At 38.5% G+C, this 18,200-nt stretch carries 19 protein-coding genes; 10 read left to right on the top strand and 9 right to left on the bottom strand.

The genetic code is table 11. The annotated features are described in order from the left end of the window. Nucleotides 1–267 precede the first annotated feature (267 nt). On the bottom strand, nt 268–1,530 hold the full coding sequence (locus AC1M9H_RS08395) for a hypothetical protein (RefSeq protein WP_481592249.1): 1,263 nt from the start codon (nt 1,528–1,530) through the stop codon (nt 268–270). 121 nt (nt 1,531–1,651) lie between these two features. On the opposite strand from AC1M9H_RS08395, the gene AC1M9H_RS08390 reads away from it, so the two are divergent. Further along, nucleotides 1,652–2,425, top strand: a complete 774-nt coding sequence (locus tag AC1M9H_RS08390) for a class I SAM-dependent methyltransferase (RefSeq protein ID WP_481613172.1) — start codon at nt 1,652–1,654, stop codon at nt 2,423–2,425. Nucleotides 2,426–2,478: 53 nt separating this feature from the next. Continuing rightward, nucleotides 2,479–3,054, top strand: coding sequence for a hypothetical protein (locus tag AC1M9H_RS08385; protein ID WP_481592251.1), 576 nt, complete (start codon nt 2,479–2,481; stop codon nt 3,052–3,054). 49 nt (nt 3,055–3,103) lie between these two features. Here the strand turns inward: AC1M9H_RS08385 and AC1M9H_RS08380 are convergent, their stop codons facing one another. After that, nucleotides 3,104–3,541 (bottom strand): protease inhibitor I42 family protein, encoded by a 438-nt coding sequence (locus tag AC1M9H_RS08380; RefSeq protein WP_481613171.1) that lies wholly within the window; start codon nt 3,539–3,541, stop codon nt 3,104–3,106. A gap of 79 nt (nt 3,542–3,620) precedes the next feature. Then, entirely contained in the window at nt 3,621–4,187 is a 567-nt protein-coding gene (locus AC1M9H_RS08375; RefSeq protein WP_171076732.1) for a hypothetical protein, read from the bottom strand. 243 nt (nt 4,188–4,430) lie between these two features. On the opposite strand from AC1M9H_RS08375, the gene AC1M9H_RS08370 reads away from it, so the two are divergent. Further along, complete coding sequence (locus AC1M9H_RS08370) at nt 4,431–5,063, top strand: class I SAM-dependent methyltransferase (protein ID WP_481613170.1); 633 nt, start codon at nt 4,431–4,433, stop codon at nt 5,061–5,063. A 30-nt stretch (nt 5,064–5,093) separates the two neighbouring features. On the opposite strand, the gene AC1M9H_RS08365 is transcribed toward AC1M9H_RS08370, so the two are convergent. Then, nucleotides 5,094–5,561: a Holliday junction resolvase-like protein gene (locus AC1M9H_RS08365; RefSeq protein WP_481613169.1), complete on the bottom strand. Its 468-nt coding sequence runs from the start codon at nt 5,559–5,561 to the stop codon at nt 5,094–5,096. 132 nt (nt 5,562–5,693) lie between these two features. Between AC1M9H_RS08365 and AC1M9H_RS08360 the strand changes: the two genes are divergently transcribed. The 4 genes from AC1M9H_RS08360 (at nt 5,694) to AC1M9H_RS08345 (ending at nt 8,830) form a co-directional block, all read left to right on the top strand. Further along, nucleotides 5,694–6,338 carry a ParA family protein gene (locus AC1M9H_RS08360; protein ID WP_180028902.1) on the top strand — a complete coding sequence of 215 codons (645 nt, stop codon included), beginning with the start codon at nt 5,694–5,696 and terminating at the stop codon, nt 6,336–6,338. A gap of 126 nt (nt 6,339–6,464) precedes the next feature. Beyond that, a complete protein-coding gene (locus AC1M9H_RS08355; RefSeq protein WP_481613168.1) occupies nt 6,465–7,574 on the top strand; it encodes an AI-2E family transporter in 1,110 nt (369 codons plus the stop codon). A 126-nt stretch (nt 7,575–7,700) separates the two neighbouring features. Continuing rightward, nucleotides 7,701–8,273 carry a superoxide dismutase [Cu-Zn] SodC gene (gene sodC / locus AC1M9H_RS08350; RefSeq protein ID WP_481613203.1) on the top strand — a complete coding sequence of 191 codons (573 nt, stop codon included), beginning with the start codon at nt 7,701–7,703 and terminating at the stop codon, nt 8,271–8,273. Nucleotides 8,274–8,539: 266 nt separating this feature from the next. Beyond that, on the top strand, nt 8,540–8,830 hold the full coding sequence (locus AC1M9H_RS08345) for a DUF3817 domain-containing protein (protein WP_481613167.1): 291 nt from the start codon (nt 8,540–8,542) through the stop codon (nt 8,828–8,830). A 29-nt stretch (nt 8,831–8,859) separates the two neighbouring features. Here the strand turns inward: AC1M9H_RS08345 and craA are convergent, their stop codons facing one another. Beyond that, complete coding sequence (gene craA / locus AC1M9H_RS08340; protein WP_481613166.1) at nt 8,860–10,083, bottom strand: chloramphenicol efflux MFS transporter CraA; 1,224 nt, start codon at nt 10,081–10,083, stop codon at nt 8,860–8,862. A 171-nt stretch (nt 10,084–10,254) separates the two neighbouring features. Beyond that, nucleotides 10,255–11,133: a pirin family protein gene (locus AC1M9H_RS08335; RefSeq protein ID WP_481613165.1), complete on the bottom strand. Its 879-nt coding sequence runs from the start codon at nt 11,131–11,133 to the stop codon at nt 10,255–10,257. A gap of 305 nt (nt 11,134–11,438) precedes the next feature. On the opposite strand from AC1M9H_RS08335, the gene AC1M9H_RS08330 reads away from it, so the two are divergent. Further along, a complete protein-coding gene (locus AC1M9H_RS08330) occupies nt 11,439–12,167 on the top strand; it encodes a YoaK family protein (protein ID WP_180028907.1) in 729 nt (242 codons plus the stop codon). Between the two features lie 62 nt (nt 12,168–12,229). Here the strand turns inward: AC1M9H_RS08330 and AC1M9H_RS08325 are convergent, their stop codons facing one another. The 3 genes from AC1M9H_RS08325 to AC1M9H_RS08315 all read right to left on the bottom strand — a co-directional run bounded on the left by AC1M9H_RS08325 (nt 12,230) and on the right by AC1M9H_RS08315 (nt 15,576). Continuing rightward, a complete protein-coding gene (locus AC1M9H_RS08325) occupies nt 12,230–12,601 on the bottom strand; it encodes a hypothetical protein (RefSeq protein WP_035264384.1) in 372 nt (123 codons plus the stop codon). A 135-nt stretch (nt 12,602–12,736) separates the two neighbouring features. After that, complete coding sequence (locus AC1M9H_RS08320) at nt 12,737–14,095, bottom strand: AbiH family protein (RefSeq protein ID WP_481613164.1); 1,359 nt, start codon at nt 14,093–14,095, stop codon at nt 12,737–12,739. Nucleotides 14,096–14,166: 71 nt separating this feature from the next. Continuing rightward, nucleotides 14,167–15,576, bottom strand: coding sequence for an FAD-binding oxidoreductase (locus tag AC1M9H_RS08315; protein WP_481613163.1), 1,410 nt, complete (start codon nt 15,574–15,576; stop codon nt 14,167–14,169). A gap of 352 nt (nt 15,577–15,928) precedes the next feature. On the opposite strand from AC1M9H_RS08315, the gene serA reads away from it, so the two are divergent. Together serA and AC1M9H_RS08305 are read left to right on the top strand one after the other, a co-directional pair. After that, nucleotides 15,929–17,161: a phosphoglycerate dehydrogenase gene (gene serA, locus AC1M9H_RS08310; RefSeq protein ID WP_035264273.1), complete on the top strand. Its 1,233-nt coding sequence runs from the start codon at nt 15,929–15,931 to the stop codon at nt 17,159–17,161. A gap of 135 nt (nt 17,162–17,296) precedes the next feature. Further along, the gene (locus AC1M9H_RS08305; RefSeq protein WP_481613162.1) at nt 17,297–18,178 is read left to right on the top strand and encodes an EamA family transporter; all 882 of its coding nucleotides are present in this window, start codon (nt 17,297–17,299) and stop codon (nt 18,176–18,178) included. The last annotated feature ends 22 nt before the right edge of the window (nt 18,179–18,200 follow it).

Below are 18,200 nucleotides of genomic sequence, written 5' to 3'. Positions count from 1 at the left end.
GCTCAAGTAGACACGTGAAAGATGCATGAATATTCCGATATTCATGAATACATCATCATTTGAATCATTCAAATTCGTTATATATTGCCTGATCTTAGCAACGAAACAGAGTCATTCCGTCGCTTTCGTTACAAAATAAACACGGGTAAATTTTAAACAATATCACTTTTTATGACAGATTGAGACCTATCACACACTCTATCTTTTTTACTTAAAGATAAAAAAAGCGCCGAAGCGCTTTGATCAATAACTATGAAAAATTCAGCCTTACTCCACTGAAAATTTTTCTGCTTCACCAACAGTATCTGATTCAAAAATACAGTTTCCTAACTCATCGCAGTGCATATAGAGATGCTTATAACTGATGCTAAAGAAACCTTCGCCCTTTTTCACAATCAAAGGGCTCATATCCGCACTGAGCGCATCATCCATTTTGATCAATTTGGTGACACGGCGATCATTCATACAAATGAGATAGTGCTGTTTTTTAATTTCAATCTGGGCCAATCCAGTACTTTCCACATGTAATGGAATAATATATTTACCATTAATATCAATCACATGTTGTTCATAGCTTTCTAGTTTTTGGGTGATCACGTTAAAGACCAACACTTTGCCAAAGCTGTCATGAAGTTGTGTTTTATTTTCAAACGGCAAATGAATCGAAATACCGAGCTTTTGTAGATCTTGTTCATCTACTCGTTTGTTGGTCAGTAAAATACGGGTAATCGTCTGTTTAAGACTGGCATCAAAAAAGCTACTGTCTAGTTGTAGATCGATGGTTTTTAAAATATTACCTAATGCTTCATTGTGGGTGCCAAGCAGATGTGCGATCACGCTTCGATAGTAAAATTTACTGTTCTTTTTAACTGCTCGAATCTGGCGATAAAAGTAGGTTACATCAAATTCATGTTCAATAAAATCATGCAATAACGCAGAATTTGCTAATACAGCAACCGCATCATGGCCTGTATAAGGTAAATGTAGTGTATTGAGTTGAGGAATAAGTGGCTTAATCTTTTCATAGTGCTCGCGATCCAGATCAAAGTAAGGATCATAAACCACGATATATTCTGCATCGGACGCAATATCTGTCGCGTCAATTTGCATGTCAGCATTGACCTTAGGATCGTAAAAATCAGTATAACGGCGGTCTTCAATTTCAGCAGGATTAATTGAATATTGTGGCACCATAGAGACCACACGTGCTGCGCCCAATAGCTTACTGTACTTAATCGCTGCGTAGCCACCCATAGAACCACCATAAGCCACGACACGCTGAAATTGATTCAACAAAGGTGATATTTGCTCGATTAAAGCGTGCATGCTCTGTGATGGGAACCATGACTTTTGTTTTGGCATGATACCTATGACATTGTAGTCATATTTGGCTAAGGATTTTTCAGCATTAATGGCATTGCCTTTGGCACGACTGATCAAGTCACCAAAAGAGAGAACCAATGTTTCTGTTGTTCCTTTTAAATAAATTGCTCTGATGTGTTCGTCTTCAAATACTATTTGCTTATCCATTGCAATTCCAAAAAAGGGTTCTCATCATCTGGTTTGCAAAATGAATCAATCGTTCACTTGCTTACATCACATTGTCGGTGTCATATTTTATAGATACTGTTCAGATTAAAAAGCGCAAAATATGACACATTCACTTCATCCTGCTGCTGAAAATGGGTTTAGTTCTGCGGCTGAACTTTATCAACAAGTCCGACCAAATTATCCACAGGCTATCGTCACGTGGTTGAAAGATGAATTGAATCTTCATCCTGATGCAGTTGCGATTGACTTAGGTTCAGGGACAGGAAAATTCCTGCACTATCTAAAACAAGTCACCTCGCACATAATCGCCGTTGAACCGATTCCAGCAATGCTCGAACAATTGAAAATAGTACATCCTGAGGTGAAGACACTACAAGCATCAAGCCATCAAATTGCGCAATCAACGCATAGTGTTGATGCTATTTTATGCGCACAGTCATTTCATTGGTTTGCTGAACGACAAACATTGCAAGAAATGCATCGCCTTCTTAAACCCCAAGGGCATTTAGGTCTAGTCTGGAACCAACGAGATATCTCAGTGGATTGGGTCAAAGCATTGGCAGATTACATCGCACCTTTTGAGTCCGATACGCCACGCTTTCATAGCAACCAATGGCAAAATGTATTTCAGCAGCAAGAATTATTTGAATTCCAAAGTTTAAGCACCTTCACTCAGCATCAAGTCGGCAGTGTTGAACAGGTCATCAGCAAACGACTCTTATCTACCAGTTTTATTGCGGCAATGTCAGCGGCAGACCAAGCAAAAATGAAGACAGCATTTGAATCGATCGTATTTGAACATACGGGACTCATGCTCCATGATGAAGTTTCCTTTCCTTATATCACTTATGCCTATCACTATCGTGCGCGATAAACTAAACTTAATCTCGATCATTCATTAAAAAAACCAACAGAGGATTGACTCTCATGACGGCAAATCTTCACCCTATTCGACTTTCGATATTTGCACTCTGCTTGAGTATGCCTTTCATGCTCATTGGATGTCAAAAAACAGAACAAAACCCTCAGACCGAACAAAAAGAATCCGTTGATCCATCTGTTGAATTGAAAACACAAATTGAAGCACAGCCGATCAAATCGTTTGAATCCACTCCAAATGACGCACATGACGTTGCTTTGCTGAATCAATATGATCAAAGTTTTGAGCAATTAAGTGATGAGCTAGACGCAGAACTTCAGCAATTAAAAGCAGATGGCAATTTAAATGCGGATATGGAGTTTCAGCGTAAACGAGATCTCATTCAGTCCTCCCTCAATATGTTGAAAGAATTAGATCTTAAGACGGAACAAGGTAGATATATTCAAGGCTTATTTTATCAATACTGGGAAAATCAGATTGAGGTCTATCAAGAGCTCGAACAGTCTCCCGAAGATGAGCTTCGAAATCCTAAAGATGCAATTCGAAATATGAGTGATTATTATACTGCGAAAGCCCAACTCCAACATTGGAGTCAAAATACTAGTGTCACGAAAGAACAATAGCGTACATAGTAAAAGTACAGCACAATTTTAGAAACAGTCTTCTGCCTGCTTAAGAAATACGTACTCGACATTGCCACGATGTTGGGGCATCTGTTTGAGTACGGTCTTGAGCAACTTCCCAAGGTCGCACATACGCCAATTCAATGAGTTCCTGACCAGGCTTTAGCGCAGTCAGCTTCACTGTCTTTTCACCTCCAACGCCTACCATCGCTTTTGATTTTTCAGTCGCCAAATATTGTTCTTCAACTTTAAAGAGATGAAGCGGTTGCATGATTTGCCATTGATAACCCGTACTTGGATTTTCTGCTGCATTAAATTCTAAGGTTTCACCCACTTTCATCACCAATAGTGCAGGACAATTTTGCTGATCAGTATAGTGATGGGACTCCGCTTGCACTTCAGAGACTGAGTTTTGACATGCAGCAAGACTACTCCCGAGTACGCCAATACATAAACTTATCCATAAGGATGTCTTGCCAACGCTCATGATCCACACTCTCTCATTTATCTAATGATCAAAACTTTGAGCTGAAAATCATTTCAAACTTATCAATCTCAAATCATATTTAAATATTTCGCTTTTCTAACCATTCAATTGATTCGACGCGAATTAATTTGCATGCACCATCACCGATACCATTCCAATCCAAAGCTGACTTCCACACCAAATCTTTGGCATTGATTTGCACCAATTCCCCTTCTAAGCGCACCAGATCACCGCGTTGAACTTTCTTAATCTCTTTCGCAATTTCTGGATTAGCTGGGATAATGTGCATGTTACTCACCAACTGTGTTGCTAAGCGTGGGTGAATCGGTGGTTTTGCCATTTTCCAATTTAAGTAGCGGTCATACTGATTAATCGAAATTTGTCGTGCAATTTCAGGTTCTGTGAAAATACCGCGGGTCACTGCATAATCGATGGGTGAAAATTGGGCTTGCGGATCATCGGTATATTCTTTTGAACCAAGAATACGAAATTCCCCTTCAAAAGGTTCCAATACCGAAATTTTTTGATCTGCCGAAGCTGGCGGCAAACCATTGGCAATATTAAAGTCGCTCGACTTCACACTGGCAGAGCTATAAGCCGAAACACCACCAAGGGCGATACATAATGCGAGAACTAACTTTTTCAACAGACATCCATCCTTCTTTCTAAGTGTCAAAACAACTCAACAGCAGCACATACATCAACTATGGACAACATCCGACTGAATTGTATTTAACCTAAATCTATAGGATCTATCTTAGAACTTCATTCTGAAAAGGAAATTGATGAACAGTAACAATCTATCGTGATTTAGTCACAATTTTGTCTACTGTTAAAAGTGTATTGAACGTGTAAAATAATCGAATAACGGAAGATGTTAAGAACAAAAATGATTTATAAATTTTATCAGCACCGAGTATTCCCGCATATTCTGAATCAAGTCATGCAGTTACCAAGTATGATGGATAGCAGACGTCGTCTTCTGCTTCCGATTCAAGGTGAGGTATTAGAAATTGGTTTTGGTACAGGAATTAACCTGCCATTTTATCAAGCTGTGGACAGTCTCTATGCGCTTGAACCGAGCCTAGATGTATACAAATTAGCTGAACAACGTATTCAAGATGCACCGTTCCATGTGGAACATGTTCATGCTAAAGCGGAAAATTTACCATTTGAAGATCAATCTATTCAACATGTCGTCAGCACATGGACATTGTGTAGTGTGAGTCATGTTCAACAAGTTCTACATGAAATTAAACGTGTATTACGCATCGGCGGCACTTTGCATTTGGTTGAACATGTTGCTTACGATGCACAACAGCAAAAGAGTTTAAAGCGTCTTCAAGATCTTTTAACGCCAGTGCAGAAAGTGATTGCTGATGGTTGTCATTTGAACAGAAATATCGAGCAAGCACTGCTTGATGCTGGCTTTGAAATTTCTGAACTCGATTATTTCGAAGCAGAAGAAGTGCCCAAAGTAGGTCGTCGCATGATGCTTGCTCGTGCGACTAAAACCAACTGACCACTTCACATAGTGGATTATTGATCCAAGCTAGTCTTGAAAGTCGATACGGATCGTCTCAAAACGCACACGCCCTTCGGCAATTGCATTCGCAATTGCCGTCTGACCTTTGGTGAGCCGTGCTCCACCACTTTTAATATCAATCAATACAACTTCAATATCTTCTGCCGCGCCATCACCATCACGGAAATCTGTATATCCATCAAATACCACATAGTCGACAGGATCACCTAAGAATTTAGCATCACTGGGTAAATATTGAAATTCAGGCATAATCGGTGCTAACTGTTCAGCCATTTTACCTTTCAGCACCGCACGACTGGTATTTACACTGCGTTTTTGAGCAGCAGCTAATGCGTGTTGATGCTCAAGTTCAAGCTCTGCAATATATTGTTCATATTCTGCTTTGATACGGCCATTGCGGGTTGAGCTCAACATCATTGTGGTGATTACCACGCCAATACAGGCGCCTATTAACATTGACATCCAAATGGACATTGACGTTCTCTATGACTTGTTATGCGGACAATTTAAACAAGAACTAAACTTTTGTCATGTATGCGCGTTTTGGCTGATTTTAATGCTAAGCTAAGATCAGACCTTATTTGAAGCATGTATAATTTTAAACTCATGAAAACGATACTGATTGCCAACCAAAAAGGTGGCTGTGGAAAAACAATTTCTGCGATTACGCTGGCGACAGCACTCGCACAGAAAGGTTATAAAGTTGCATTGGCGGATGCGGACAATCAAAAATCTGCATTACAATGGTTAAAGCAGCGCCCAGAATCAGCAACACACATTCAAAGTTTAGATTGGCGCCATGAAAAATCGATTGGTGATGCACCGAAGAATCTTGATTATCTGATTATTGATGCTCCAGGTGCATTAACAGGCGAACACGCAGAACAATTAATTGCAGAATGTCATGCAGTGGTCACACCTCTGCAACCTTCTTTTTTTGATATCGACAGCACGCGTCGTTTCTTAAAACACATTCATGACATTAAACGTATTCGGAAAGGTAAAGTTCAAGTTCATTTGGTGGCAAATCGTGTCAAACCAAATAGTCAGAGTGCTCAAGAGATTCAACAGTTCTTTGCCAAGATTGATCAACAACCTGTTGCTTGGATTTCTGAACGAACAGCTTATGGTCAATTGGCGATGCAGGGTCTCAACATTTTTGATAAAAATCAAAAAACTTATTTATCAATACAACAACAATGGCAACCCTTGTTAGATGTTTTAATTGATGATCCAAGTGATTGGTTCTAAATAAAGAATCCAGATTGTCGTCGCACTTTTTTTTCATTTTCATATATGATGTTAAATGCATACTCGAAATGAATCAGATGTGCGGCAGATACGTTTGAAAATCAAGAATATAGATCAGAGACTTTAGTGCAAGATTTTAATCCAACTTTACAGCGTGTACTTTTATTTGGCTTGTTTTTTATTCTGCTTTATTTGGGATATGACATTGTCAAATACTTTATCGTACCTGTGTTATGGGCTTGTATTATCGCCTATATGACTTGGCCTTTATACAAACGTATTCTCGCTTGGTGTGGTAATCGACCTACATTGGGTGCGTCTGTTATGACGTTCTTATTGGCACTCGTTGTCGGTTTACCGTTCACTTTTGCTATCTTCTTACTTCAACATGAAGGTCGAAACTTATTCTTTGATTTACAGCGCCAACTGGCTTCTGGTCATATCACCGTTCCTGATGTGATACGTGAATTACCCATTGTAGGTAAAGAAGTTTCTCGAATTGTACGTGACATCAATGCCGACCCAAATGCACTTTTTAGTAACATTAGTGTATGGATTCAAGGACATTTAAATTACGGTAAATTCGTGATTAGCGAAATTACCAAAAATTTAGTCAAACTTGGTTTCGCCATGCTCTCTCTATTTTTCTTTTACCGTGATGGACAAACGATTGTTCAACAGGTCAGTAAAGCGATGGAGAAAGTCATTGGTCCACGTATCCAACATTATATCGACACGATCTCTGAAACAACGCGTGCAGTGGTATATGGTGTTGGTTTGACTGCCGTTGCACAGTCGATATTGGCAGGAATCAGCTATTACGTTGCTGGTGTTCCAAATCCAATGCTTTTAACCATTATGACCTTTATCATGGCGCTAATTCCTTTTGGTCCTCCAGTGGCATATGGTGCTGTTTCACTGTGGTTATTTTCACAAGGTCAGACCGTTGAGGCGATTGGCGTAATAGCTTGGGGCGTTTGTGTGGTGAGTACAGCCGACAATGTCATCCGTCCTTTGGTCATTTCAGGTGCTACTCAAATTCCGTTCTTATTGATCATGTTTGGTGTATTGGGTGGTTTAGCGAGCTTTGGTTTAGTTGGACTCTTTATTGGTCCTGTAATTCTCGCCATTCTTTTAGCCATTTGGCGTGAATGGTTACATGAAACACTGGAACCAGAACCCGTGCCTAAAGCCACGATGGCCTACGATCAAGACAATGAAACACCACTCTCATAAGTGGTGTTTTATTTTTACTGATAAGAAATCTATACAATCAAATACTTAAATCGTTCTTGTTGCTAAATGCCAAATTTGTTTCAATGCGTTATCACTTACATGGAACAAGGATAGAACAGCATGCAAATGCAATCGAAAGTTTCAGCATTCAAAGTTTCTATGCTCAGTGCATTGCTGAGTTTAGGCTTTGTGGGATGTGCAGCAACGCAAAATACATCTGCATCCAAAGAATCCAACACTAAAATCCAAACCATTCCTGTAAATGCGGTGAGTGCTCAAGGAGTTCATGATCAAATTGGAACGATTAGCTTCCAAGATAGTGACAAAGGTCTTTTGATCACAACGGACTTAACTAAATTATCACCTGGATATCACGGGTTCCATATCCATGAAAAAGGCTCATGTGAGCCTGCTGAAAAAGATGGAAAAATGGGTGCTGCGCTTGCCGCTGGTGGACATTACAATCCAAATCAAGCGCCTGGGCATGGTACGCCAAACGATGGTCATCTAGGTGACTTACCTGTATTGAACGTTGACGCGTCAGGTAATGCAAAAACACAAGTGATTGCACCACGTCTTACACTTGCAGATATTCAAGGTCTATCCATCATGGTACATGCAGGTGGTGACAATTATTCAGACCAACCTAAACCACTAGGTGGTGGGGGTGATCGTGTAGCATGTGGTGTTATACGCTAAGCTACACCCAAGACTCATCAAAGGATTAAGCTCTAGCTTAGTCCTTTTTTATTTCGCTGATGATCTATAAAATGTTGTGAGTATCACTTCATATCCATCTTTATAGACATGATTGACATATTAGCTTATTTTTAAATCTACTATCATAAAAAACGATTATTATAAATTATATTTCCCTTAAACAATGCGATCTAGTCCACATAGATTCTAACTTTGCTACAACAACGATTAGGTAAAATAGGATGTCTTCTTTTGTGGGGTTTAGAATGAATATTAAGTCCTTACGTATTATTGGTTTACTTGAAGGGATTTCATTCCTACTACTGCTTTTTTTTGCCATGCCAATGAAATATATGTTAGATCAGCCTATTTATGTGAAATATATTGGTATGGGACATGGCGTTCTATTTGTGTTGTTTTTAGTCGTATTATTTGTGGTATGCGAGAAGCAAAAGTGGTCTATCAATATATTTATTCTTGGGCTGATAGCTTCCGTTCTACCCTTTGCCCCTTTTATTTTTGATCGTAAACTCAAACATCTCGAACAAATACAATGATTAAAAAATCCTCCACAAGGAGGATTTTTTTATACTGAAGTGGCTCTTTCTTGCATGATCTGATGAACAATTTTTCTTGGAGCACTAAACCACAGTGCAATAAGGATAAAACAAGCCAATGCATATGCCATCGTGCCGTAAGATTCATACATAATGCGTACAATTTCGATCACAACAAAGAATGCAATCATCATAATCATACCTACTGCGGCAGCAACAGTTCCTTTAGATACCTCAGATGCATCTAAACTGAAACGATAAAGCACAGAAAAACTGCAGCCCTCACCAAAACTGATTAAGGTCATACCGATAATTAAGCACCATAACAAATAATCCTGCCAAATCACACCTGCCAAAACAATAAGCGTTCCAACCAACATCAACGGCAATGCAACTAGCACGGTCTTTCCTACCGCATAGCGATCAATGACGCGAATAAGGACAATATTTCCAATAATTAAACCACCCAATACAGGCACCTGTGCATAGCCATATTGCATATTGGTCAGACCGAGCTGTTCGACCAAAATTACAGGTGACATAGCGATCCACAAAATCAGTGGAATTGAGACCATGGGTACTGACAAAGCCAAGCCCATAAATTTTTTATTTTTAAAAATGGCTTTGAAGTCATCCCATACATAGCTTAATGGTTGCTTAGGAATACTCAAATGCTGCTCAGGCATTTTTGCTTTAAGACCAAACCAACTTAAGGCTGCTAAAAAGGCAATCCCAATGAAACCCCAATGCCAAGACACATGGTCTATCATAAATGCGCCTAGCACAGGACCAAGTAATGGTGCGATCAATGAAATATTCGCCATTAAAGCCATGACTTTAATCGCATCTCTTTCCTCAAAAATTTCTTGGATGGCAGCATAACCCACAGCTGAAATAATGGTCAGCCCAATCCCTTGTAAAAAACGAAATGCAAGAAATTGCTCTATAGACTGGGTGAATAAAATGAGCAAACAACAGACCACAAAAAAGAAAACACCTCCAAGGAGTACTTTTTTACGACCTAAGCGATCTGATAACGGACCTAAAAACCACGCCAAACATGCTCCACCCAATAAAAAGAAAGACATGGATGATGGCGCCCACTCACTGCCTACACCAAACTCACGTGTAATCGTAAGCATCGCAGGTTGTACAAGATCATTACAGATATAGACTGAAAATTCGAAGAGCACCAATGCCAAAGGAAACATAATTGTTGCCCGACTTAAGGTTGCTTTACTCACCTTTTGCATGTTTTTTTTTCACATGTTTGAATATTTTTTGGAAGCGTAGTTTACGTGAAATGCATCACAATGCCATGACAAAGTTTTGCGTTTTTGTAACCCTGAATTGAGAAAGAAAGTCTGAAAATTAAACGAAAATTTAGCCTTTATCTTAATCAATTTCTCACCCAAACATTCACATCATTTGGCATCAATTGCATGGCTTTTCAAAAAAGTACCATGCTTCATTTCCTCAATCGCTTCAACAATCTCATCTTGCGTATTCATGACATAAAAACCACGCCCGACTAAAGGTTCGTTCAGCGGCTGCCCCATGAGATATAAAATTTTGCTATCAGACAATGTGGTGAATTCAACGTTTTCACCATGACTTGAAAACACCGCCATTCCCTGATCAGTCAGCAATTCATCATCTATGCCAAATTCAACTTTACCACGGCGCATATACATCAGTGTGGTATCCAAATGTCCTGCTGGTAATGTGAGTGTGTGACCTGCTTTTAAATCCAAATCCAAAACCAGCAAAGGACTATGGACTAATGCTGGTCCTTGCACTTGCATAAAGGCTCCAGCAATGACACGCGCAGTACCCGCGTGAGCTAAATCTACAACCGGGATATTAGATTTGAGTAAGCTTTGATAACGCGGATTCGATTTTTTTGAAGTTGCTGGCAAATTCACCCACAGCTGAATCATTTCAAATCGTCCACCTTCTCGTGAAAATGACTCACTAAATTTTTCTTTATGAATAATGCCTGATGCAGCAGTCATCCACTGTACATCACCTTTCTGAATAACACCTCCACCACCTTGCGAATCCCAATGCTCTAACTCACCTTCATACACGAACGTGACTGTCTCAAAACCACGATGTGGATGTTCTTCAACACCTTTACGCAGTTGAGAGGGCTTCAACGTACCGGGACCAATATGATCGAGAAGCAAAAATGGGGATACTGTATTTCCCAGTTCATAGTGTGAAAAAACAGATACAACCGGATTAAAGTCTCCAACTGAAAAATGACTGTCGTTACGATGGATAAAAGCGAGTGTTTTCATTTTTTATCTTATTTATTGAATAACTATAGTTTAATGGGGTTTTAGATTTCCCTCTACGTTAATTTTATGATGCTTTCAGTTGTGTTTTATCAATTGAAATATTTTTGTCATCAAAATTTGATGCAATTTGAAACATATAAAATGTTAGAAATCATCTAATCTCAACATTCACCACTGATCAATATAAAACTTTTAATTACTTAATGTTCATGTGGATTAATTCCACAAAGCAAAGGATCTGCAGACTCGGTAAAACACTTGTTTTGTCGATGTAATCTCTCAGTACACCTTGAGCTTTTAGAACTATGTCAAAATGCTACATACCAATTAAAAATCGCTGGCGACATCATCATGAAGCTTCGATTCTATCGCTCGTCGGTGGTTGGCTAAATACCGTTGGATTTATTTCATTATTTGGCATTTATACCAATCATGTTACTGGCTATATCGTGACTGCAGGCAAAGAAACGATCTTGGGAGGATTAGGACTGTGGGCTCTTTTTATTGGCATTTTCGTAGTTACGATTGGTATTACTGCGTGGTGTGAACAACGTTGGAAAGACAAGTATCCGAACATCTTACTGGGGTTCTTTATTGCAGAGACAATACTGTTAACGCTCTTCATGCTGGCGGGACTTAATTTCAGCCCCTTTTATACTTTGGCTGAATTTGGCGCAATACTTACCGCAACATTGGGCATTGCTGCAATGGGAATTCGAAATGCCATTATCCGAACATTACTATCTACAATGGCTACCTCAACCTTAATGACGGGCAATCTTGCTCAACTAACCATTGATTGTACTATTGCTTATGGGGCGCCTCATGTATCAGAAGAACGCAAACAAGTTGCCAAACAAAATATTCTAAAAATCTTACCGACTATTTTATCCTTCAGTTCAGGTGCAATATTAGGTGCGATTACTTATATGTTGTTTGGCTTCTTATGTATGATTTTTCCCATTTTAGCGATGGGCTATATTTGCTATCGTGAGTGGCGCTTCTCGTCTACTCATCCTTATTCGACTCAATAGTGCATGCAATAAAAAAGGCATAACTCACTATGCCTTTTTTAAACCGAATTTCTGGTCTGATGTCATGGACAAAGCGCAGTTTGGAAAGATTTTGTATTTTTTCCTCGCACACATTTGTATTCCGTTTTCTTATTAACTTGCTGCCATTTACCATCGTTCAATTTAAAACTATAGATAAAGCGCTCGGCAGCAATTGAGTCATCCATCAAGCCTGTTTGTGTCACTTTGACTTCGGCTACGGTCGGTGCTTCGGCACGATTAAAATACTGACGTAATTCAACAGTCGCAAGCTCATTGCGTAATTCAGGATGTAGCTTCAAGACTTGCTCTAAAGGAGTGTCATTCCCATGTACTTTAGAAATAACATTTTTCGTAGTAGCACACCCCGTGAGCATCATACTAACTAGACCAACTGTGGTCATTATTTTCATCATCATTGTTTTACTCAGTTCGCCATTGATCTTTTACATATGATGTTCTGAACTGTTGTGACAAAAAAGAACAGATATGTATGCTATTTTTTTCAGGATCTCATTTACGGAAATGTGAGAATTTAATAAATATAAAGTTTAAAATTTATTTTCAATGGTTTCTATTGTTGGATTTTCTTCAAATTTCAGCCATTGTTTCTTAATCCACTCCTCAATCTTACCCTTACCTAGAATTGCTAATAGGTTGTTAAGTATAGAAAATTTTGCATCCTGATTAAAAAAGAAAATTGTTACTCTAACATTTCTGTCAACATCATCATTTAAAGAAAAAATATCTTCTATATAATCACTATCAGATAAGTCTAGTGAATGGCCCCAAAACTGTATAAGTAAATCCAGCATTTGTGATTTTTTTAAAGTATTCAATTTTGATAAGTATGCTTTATTAGTAGCAGTTGGAACTGCAGTTGAGATTAAATATCGTAGCTCCTCAATCTCCCATTTATCTTTTCTTATTTTAGTTTTGTATTCTTCAATAAACATATAGTCTGTTTCTTTAAATATTTTTTGATGATACTTTGTAAAACCATATGCTTTTAATCTAATTAATATTTCTTCTTTTAAATCAGATATTCCGAGGACGATATTATGAGTACTACCAGACTTTCCATGTAAGTATTCTAAATCAACACATTCATATATTTTTTGAAATGTATCAGTATAATTAAAAGAATAAATTTTATGAGGATGCCTCCACTCTTTTGAAATAATTTTAAGCTTTTCCCTTGGCTCAAGATTCATAATTATTTTGAATAAAAAATAATTAAAAATATCTGTAAATTTGACTAACTCTTGGTAAAGAAAACTAATATATTTTTGACTAAAAAATCCATATTCGGTTTTATTTTCAACATTCAACCACTGTGATTGGATTGTTGCAAATTTTATATCTTGATACAGCTCTTCAAACTTTCCAAAATTATTATTTTTAATCATTATTTGTAAAATAGAAAGAATTTCACATTCTGCTTTATGAATTTTCAATGCTTTCGAACTACCACTCTTAAAATCTGATATAAGGATATCTAAATCAAAACCACCTTCTTTTTCACATATATCCTCAACAGTTAAAATAAATTTGGAAACATAGGATAGAGCCTCTTGAATTTTCAACTCAAAATCAATCCATGTCTTAACTTCCTCTGTGTGATTTAGAAAAAAATTATACCAAACGTTACTTTTTAATAGATTCTGCAATTTTATTACTTCCTGATAATCTATTTCGATTGATTTAGTTTTATAGAATCTTTTACATTGACTAAAAAATAATTCTTCTTTGGTTTCTTTAAATATTTCACCAAAGGTCATAGAATTATATTGTTCCCATTTTGCAATATTTTTCATCGCTATCATAAAATGATCATATTTTGTGGGTAAAAAATGAGAGAGATCAAATCCATTTCCCACAATTAAAATATTCGTCATTTCACTATTCACTCATTATCTCCCCAAAATAAAAAAGCGCATCCTAAGATACGCTTTTACAAGAAGTTTTAATTTTAATCAAATCAAAGATCGAACAACTTCCCTGGATTCATAATCCCATTTGGATCAAATACTTGTTTGAGTGCTTTCATATATTCAATTTCTTCAGCTGAGCGTGTGTACTCAAGATATGGCTTCTTCGTCATACCCACACCATGTTCCGCAGAAATTGAACCATCATACTTTTTCACAGTATCAAATACATACTTGTTCACCACCTGACATTTCGCAAAGAATTCATCTTTGGTTAAATTTTCAGGCTTTAAGATATTTAAGTGCAAGTTACCATCGCCAATATGACCAAACCAGCAGATTTCAAAGTCAGGATAATTCTCAGCAACAATTGCATCAATTTCTTTAATGAAGGCAGGTACGTGTGTAATGAGCACTGAAATATCATTTTTGTATGGGATAAATGGTGCGATTGACTCAGAAATATCTTCACGCAGACGCCATAAGCTTTCTACTTGGTCTAAGCTTTGACTAAGCACGCCATCAAGTACCCAACCTTGTTCCATACAATGCTCAAAGATTTCCATTGCCTTGTCCATAATTGGCTCAAATGGCGCTTCAAACTCAAGCAATACATAAAATGGGCATTCGGTTTCAAATGGGCGTTGCACGTGACCATTTGCCAATACTTTTTGCATCGCAAGTTCACCGAAGAACTCGAACGCAGTTAAATCAATTTTCGCTTGGAACGCGTGAAGAACTGGCATCACTGCATCAAAGTCAGGTACACCGAGCACCATCACTTGCAAATCTTGTGGTTGACGCTCAAGTTTAATTTCCGCTTCGGTCACTAAGCCTAACGTACCTTCACCACCAATAAATAAGTGTTGCAATGCATAACCTGTCGCATTTTTAATCATGCCTTTGTTTAAACGCAGCACATCACCTTTACCAGTGACCACAGTCAGACCGAGTACCCAGTTACGTGTCATACCGTATTTAATGACTTTAATACCGCCTGCATTAGTACCGATGTTACCGCCAATTTGTGATGAACCAGCTGAAGCGAAATCAACTGGATAATACATACCTTGCTCTTCAGCATAATTCTGAAGTTGCTCAGTCACCACACCTGCTTGTACACGCACCATACGGTCTGCTGGGAAGAATTCCAAAATTTGGTTCATCTTGTCCATGCTGACTACGATTTCACCGTTAGCAGCGACAGCACCTGCAGAAAGACCAGTACGACCACCTGATGGTGTCACAGCAACATTAAATTGGTTTGCTAGTTTCACAATTGCCTGAACTTGTTCAGTCGTCGAAGGAAAAACGATGACTGATGGGTTTGGATCAAAATGTTTAGTGTGATCGCGTCCCCAATTTTGTAGGCTGTCCGCATCAGTTTTGATACGGTTTTCACCAACAATTGACGTTAATTGAGTCAATAACTCTGGGGTTAAAGCAACTGGAGCATTCATCGTTTGCAGACCTAGCAAGAAAGATACAAGTTGTAGATTGCTTAAAAAACAAACCTTTAATCAAGATTTTAAAAGCGTATTTGTTAAGCGAATGTGAAGAAAATATCACCACGACTGGATGAGTCAATTTCACGATTGTGCATTATAAAGCATTTTCCCATGAAACCCCGATAAAATCAGACATTTTGCGAATGTTACTTAGATATGATGCAGTTAATTCAACCGCTGTTTGTCTGATAAGGACTATATCTTGCAAAAATATCCATAGCTCAAGTCATAAAGGAAATGTATATAGCACGCTCACGTATGCTATCATACTGCCACTAAATTTGGCCTTTGTAGCGGAGCCGTAATGAGCCAACATCTCTCTTTGCCTAAAGATAAAATTCGTTTCCTATTGTTAGAAGGCGTTCACCAAAACGCAATCGACACTTTGAATGCTGCTGGATACACCAACATCGACTATCGTAAAACTGCGCTTGAAGGTGAAGCGCTGAAAGAAGCGATTAAAGATGCTCACTTCATCGGTATTCGTTCGCGCACACAATTAACTGAAGAAGTTTTTGAAGCTGCGAATAAATTGATCGCGGTCGGTTGTTTCTGTATTGGTACAAACCAAGTGAACTTGAATGCTGCGATGAGCCGTGGTATTCCAGTGTTCAACGCACCATACTCAAATACTCGTTCTGTTGCTGAACTTGTATTAGCTGAAGCTATTCTTCTCCTTCGTCGTGTACCTGAAAAATCTACAGATACACATGCAGGTGGTTGGAACAAATCTGCAGTAGGTTCATTTGAAACACGCGGTAAAACTTTAGGTATTGTGGGTTACGGTTCAATTGGTTCACAACTTTCTGTACTTGCTGAAAGCATGGGTATGAAAGTGATTTACTTTGATACAGTAACAAAATTACCTTTAGGTAATGCTCGCCAAGTTGGCTCAATGGGCGAACTTCTTGCCAATGCTGATGTTGTATCACTACACGTGCCAGATGTCCCTTCTACACGTAATTTCATGACCAAAGAGCAATTTGCTCAGATGAAACAAGGTTCAATCTTCATCAATGCTGCACGTGGTACATGTGTAGTAATTGAAGATTTAGCTGATGCTCTGAAATCAGGTCATTTGGCTGGTGCTGCTGTTGACGTATTCCCGAAAGAGCCTAAAGCGAACGGTGAAGAGTTTATCTCTCCACTACGTAATATCCCGAACGTGATTTTAACACCGCACGTGGGTGGTTCTACGATGGAAGCTCAAGCAAACATCGGTCTAGAAGTTGCAGAGAAATTCGTTGCTTACTCTGATAAAGGTATGACATTGTCAGCAGTTAACTTCCCTGAAATTGCGCTTCCGTTGACTGAAGGTAAACACCGTTTACTTCACATTCACAAAAATATTCCAGGCGTGTTGTCTAAAATCAACAACCTGTTTGCTGAACACGGCATTAACATCTCTGGTCAGTCTCTTATGACCAAAGGCGATGTGGGTTATTTAGTCATGGATGTTGATGCTACAGCTTCTGCTGAAGCACTTGATACACTTCATAACGTAGAAGGTACAATCCGCGCTCGCGTATTGTTCTAATCTCTAATACGTTTGGAAAACCACAGCTTTTTCGAGCTGTGGTTTTTTTATGGTGTCTCATCTGAGTTGACGTTAGCTCCGCCAACTTAGATGAAAGATATCCCTTTCTAATCTAACCACCATACATTTAAAACCATGTCTTTGTTAAAAATAAACCCGCAGTTACAAGCACTCGGTTTGTTATTGATCGCCATGATCAGTCTACAAAGTAGTGGTTCATTAGCAAAAGTTTTGTTTGAACAATTCCCGATCATTACGGTGTCAGCTCTACGTCTGACATTTAGTGCTGTGATTTTGGCGCTTATTTTTCAAGTTTGGAAAATTCAATTTAAACAAATTAAATGGAAAGCCATTGTCAGTTATGGTGTCGCATTAGCTGGTATGAATATGTTGTTCTATCTTGCCATTGATCGTCTTCCACTCGGTTTAGCAGTTTCATTTGAATTTATTGGTCCACTCAGTGTGGCCTTATATTATGCGCGTCAAAAGTTTGATTTTATTTGGGTTAGTTTGGCCATTATTGGACTGATCCTTTTATTTCCCTTTGACCAAGCCAAACAACCTTTGGATTTACTTGGTGTATTTTTTGCGTTGGCAGCTGGCGCATGTTGGGCACTTTATATTATTGCTGGTCAGCGGCCTTCGGGAGTTTCAGGTAATCACACCGTATGTTTAGGCATGTTTGTTGGAAGTATCATTCTTATGCCGATTGCCCTCAGTATCGGTTTGCCAGCAAGCGTATTTGAAATTAATCATCTAATGTTATTCATCACTTTAGCGATACTCGCCAGTGCCTTACCCTTTACTTTAGAAATGATTGCACTACGAAATCTAACAGCATTAAGTTTCGGTACCTTGATGAGTATTGAACCAGCTGTTGCCGCATTATCTGGGTTTGTATTTTTGGGTGAGCAATTGTTATGGAATCAATGGCTAGCATTGTTTACCATCATTTGTGCCTCAGTTGGCTGCACCTATACCACTCAACACGCCAAACAAAAATTATCTCATACTTAATTTAAACTACATTTTCCATGAT

The organism is Acinetobacter sp. ANC_7512 (genome assembly GCF_056779935.1).
This window is presented reverse-complemented; position numbering and strand designations above follow the sequence as displayed.

Coding starts and splice junctions, on each gene's coding strand:
- AC1M9H_RS08395 (WP_481592249.1), bottom strand. CDS start 1,530: ATGGATAAGCAAATAGTATTTGAAGACGAACACATCAGAGCAATTTAT.
- AC1M9H_RS08390 (WP_481613172.1), top strand. CDS start 1,652: ATGACACATTCACTTCATCCTGCTGCTGAAAATGGGTTTAGTTCTGCG.
- AC1M9H_RS08385 (WP_481592251.1), top strand. CDS start 2,479: ATGACGGCAAATCTTCACCCTATTCGACTTTCGATATTTGCACTCTGC.
- AC1M9H_RS08380 (WP_481613171.1), bottom strand. CDS start 3,541: ATGAGCGTTGGCAAGACATCCTTATGGATAAGTTTATGTATTGGCGTA.
- AC1M9H_RS08370 (WP_481613170.1), top strand. CDS start 4,431: ATGATTTATAAATTTTATCAGCACCGAGTATTCCCGCATATTCTGAAT.
- AC1M9H_RS08365 (WP_481613169.1), bottom strand. CDS start 5,561: ATGTCCATTTGGATGTCAATGTTAATAGGCGCCTGTATTGGCGTGGTA.
- AC1M9H_RS08360 (WP_180028902.1), top strand. CDS start 5,694: ATGAAAACGATACTGATTGCCAACCAAAAAGGTGGCTGTGGAAAAACA.
- sodC (WP_481613203.1), top strand. CDS start 7,701: ATGCAATCGAAAGTTTCAGCATTCAAAGTTTCTATGCTCAGTGCATTG.
- AC1M9H_RS08345 (WP_481613167.1), top strand. CDS start 8,540: ATGAATATTAAGTCCTTACGTATTATTGGTTTACTTGAAGGGATTTCA.
- craA (WP_481613166.1), bottom strand. CDS start 10,083: ATGCAAAAGGTGAGTAAAGCAACCTTAAGTCGGGCAACAATTATGTTT.
- AC1M9H_RS08335 (WP_481613165.1), bottom strand. CDS start 11,133: ATGAAAACACTCGCTTTTATCCATCGTAACGACAGTCATTTTTCAGTT.
- AC1M9H_RS08330 (WP_180028907.1), top strand. CDS start 11,439: ATGTCAAAATGCTACATACCAATTAAAAATCGCTGGCGACATCATCAT.
- AC1M9H_RS08325 (WP_035264384.1), bottom strand. CDS start 12,601: ATGATGAAAATAATGACCACAGTTGGTCTAGTTAGTATGATGCTCACG.
- AC1M9H_RS08315 (WP_481613163.1), bottom strand. CDS start 15,576: ATGAATGCTCCAGTTGCTTTAACCCCAGAGTTATTGACTCAATTAACG.
- serA (WP_035264273.1), top strand. CDS start 15,929: ATGAGCCAACATCTCTCTTTGCCTAAAGATAAAATTCGTTTCCTATTG.
- AC1M9H_RS08305 (WP_481613162.1), top strand. CDS start 17,297: ATGTCTTTGTTAAAAATAAACCCGCAGTTACAAGCACTCGGTTTGTTA.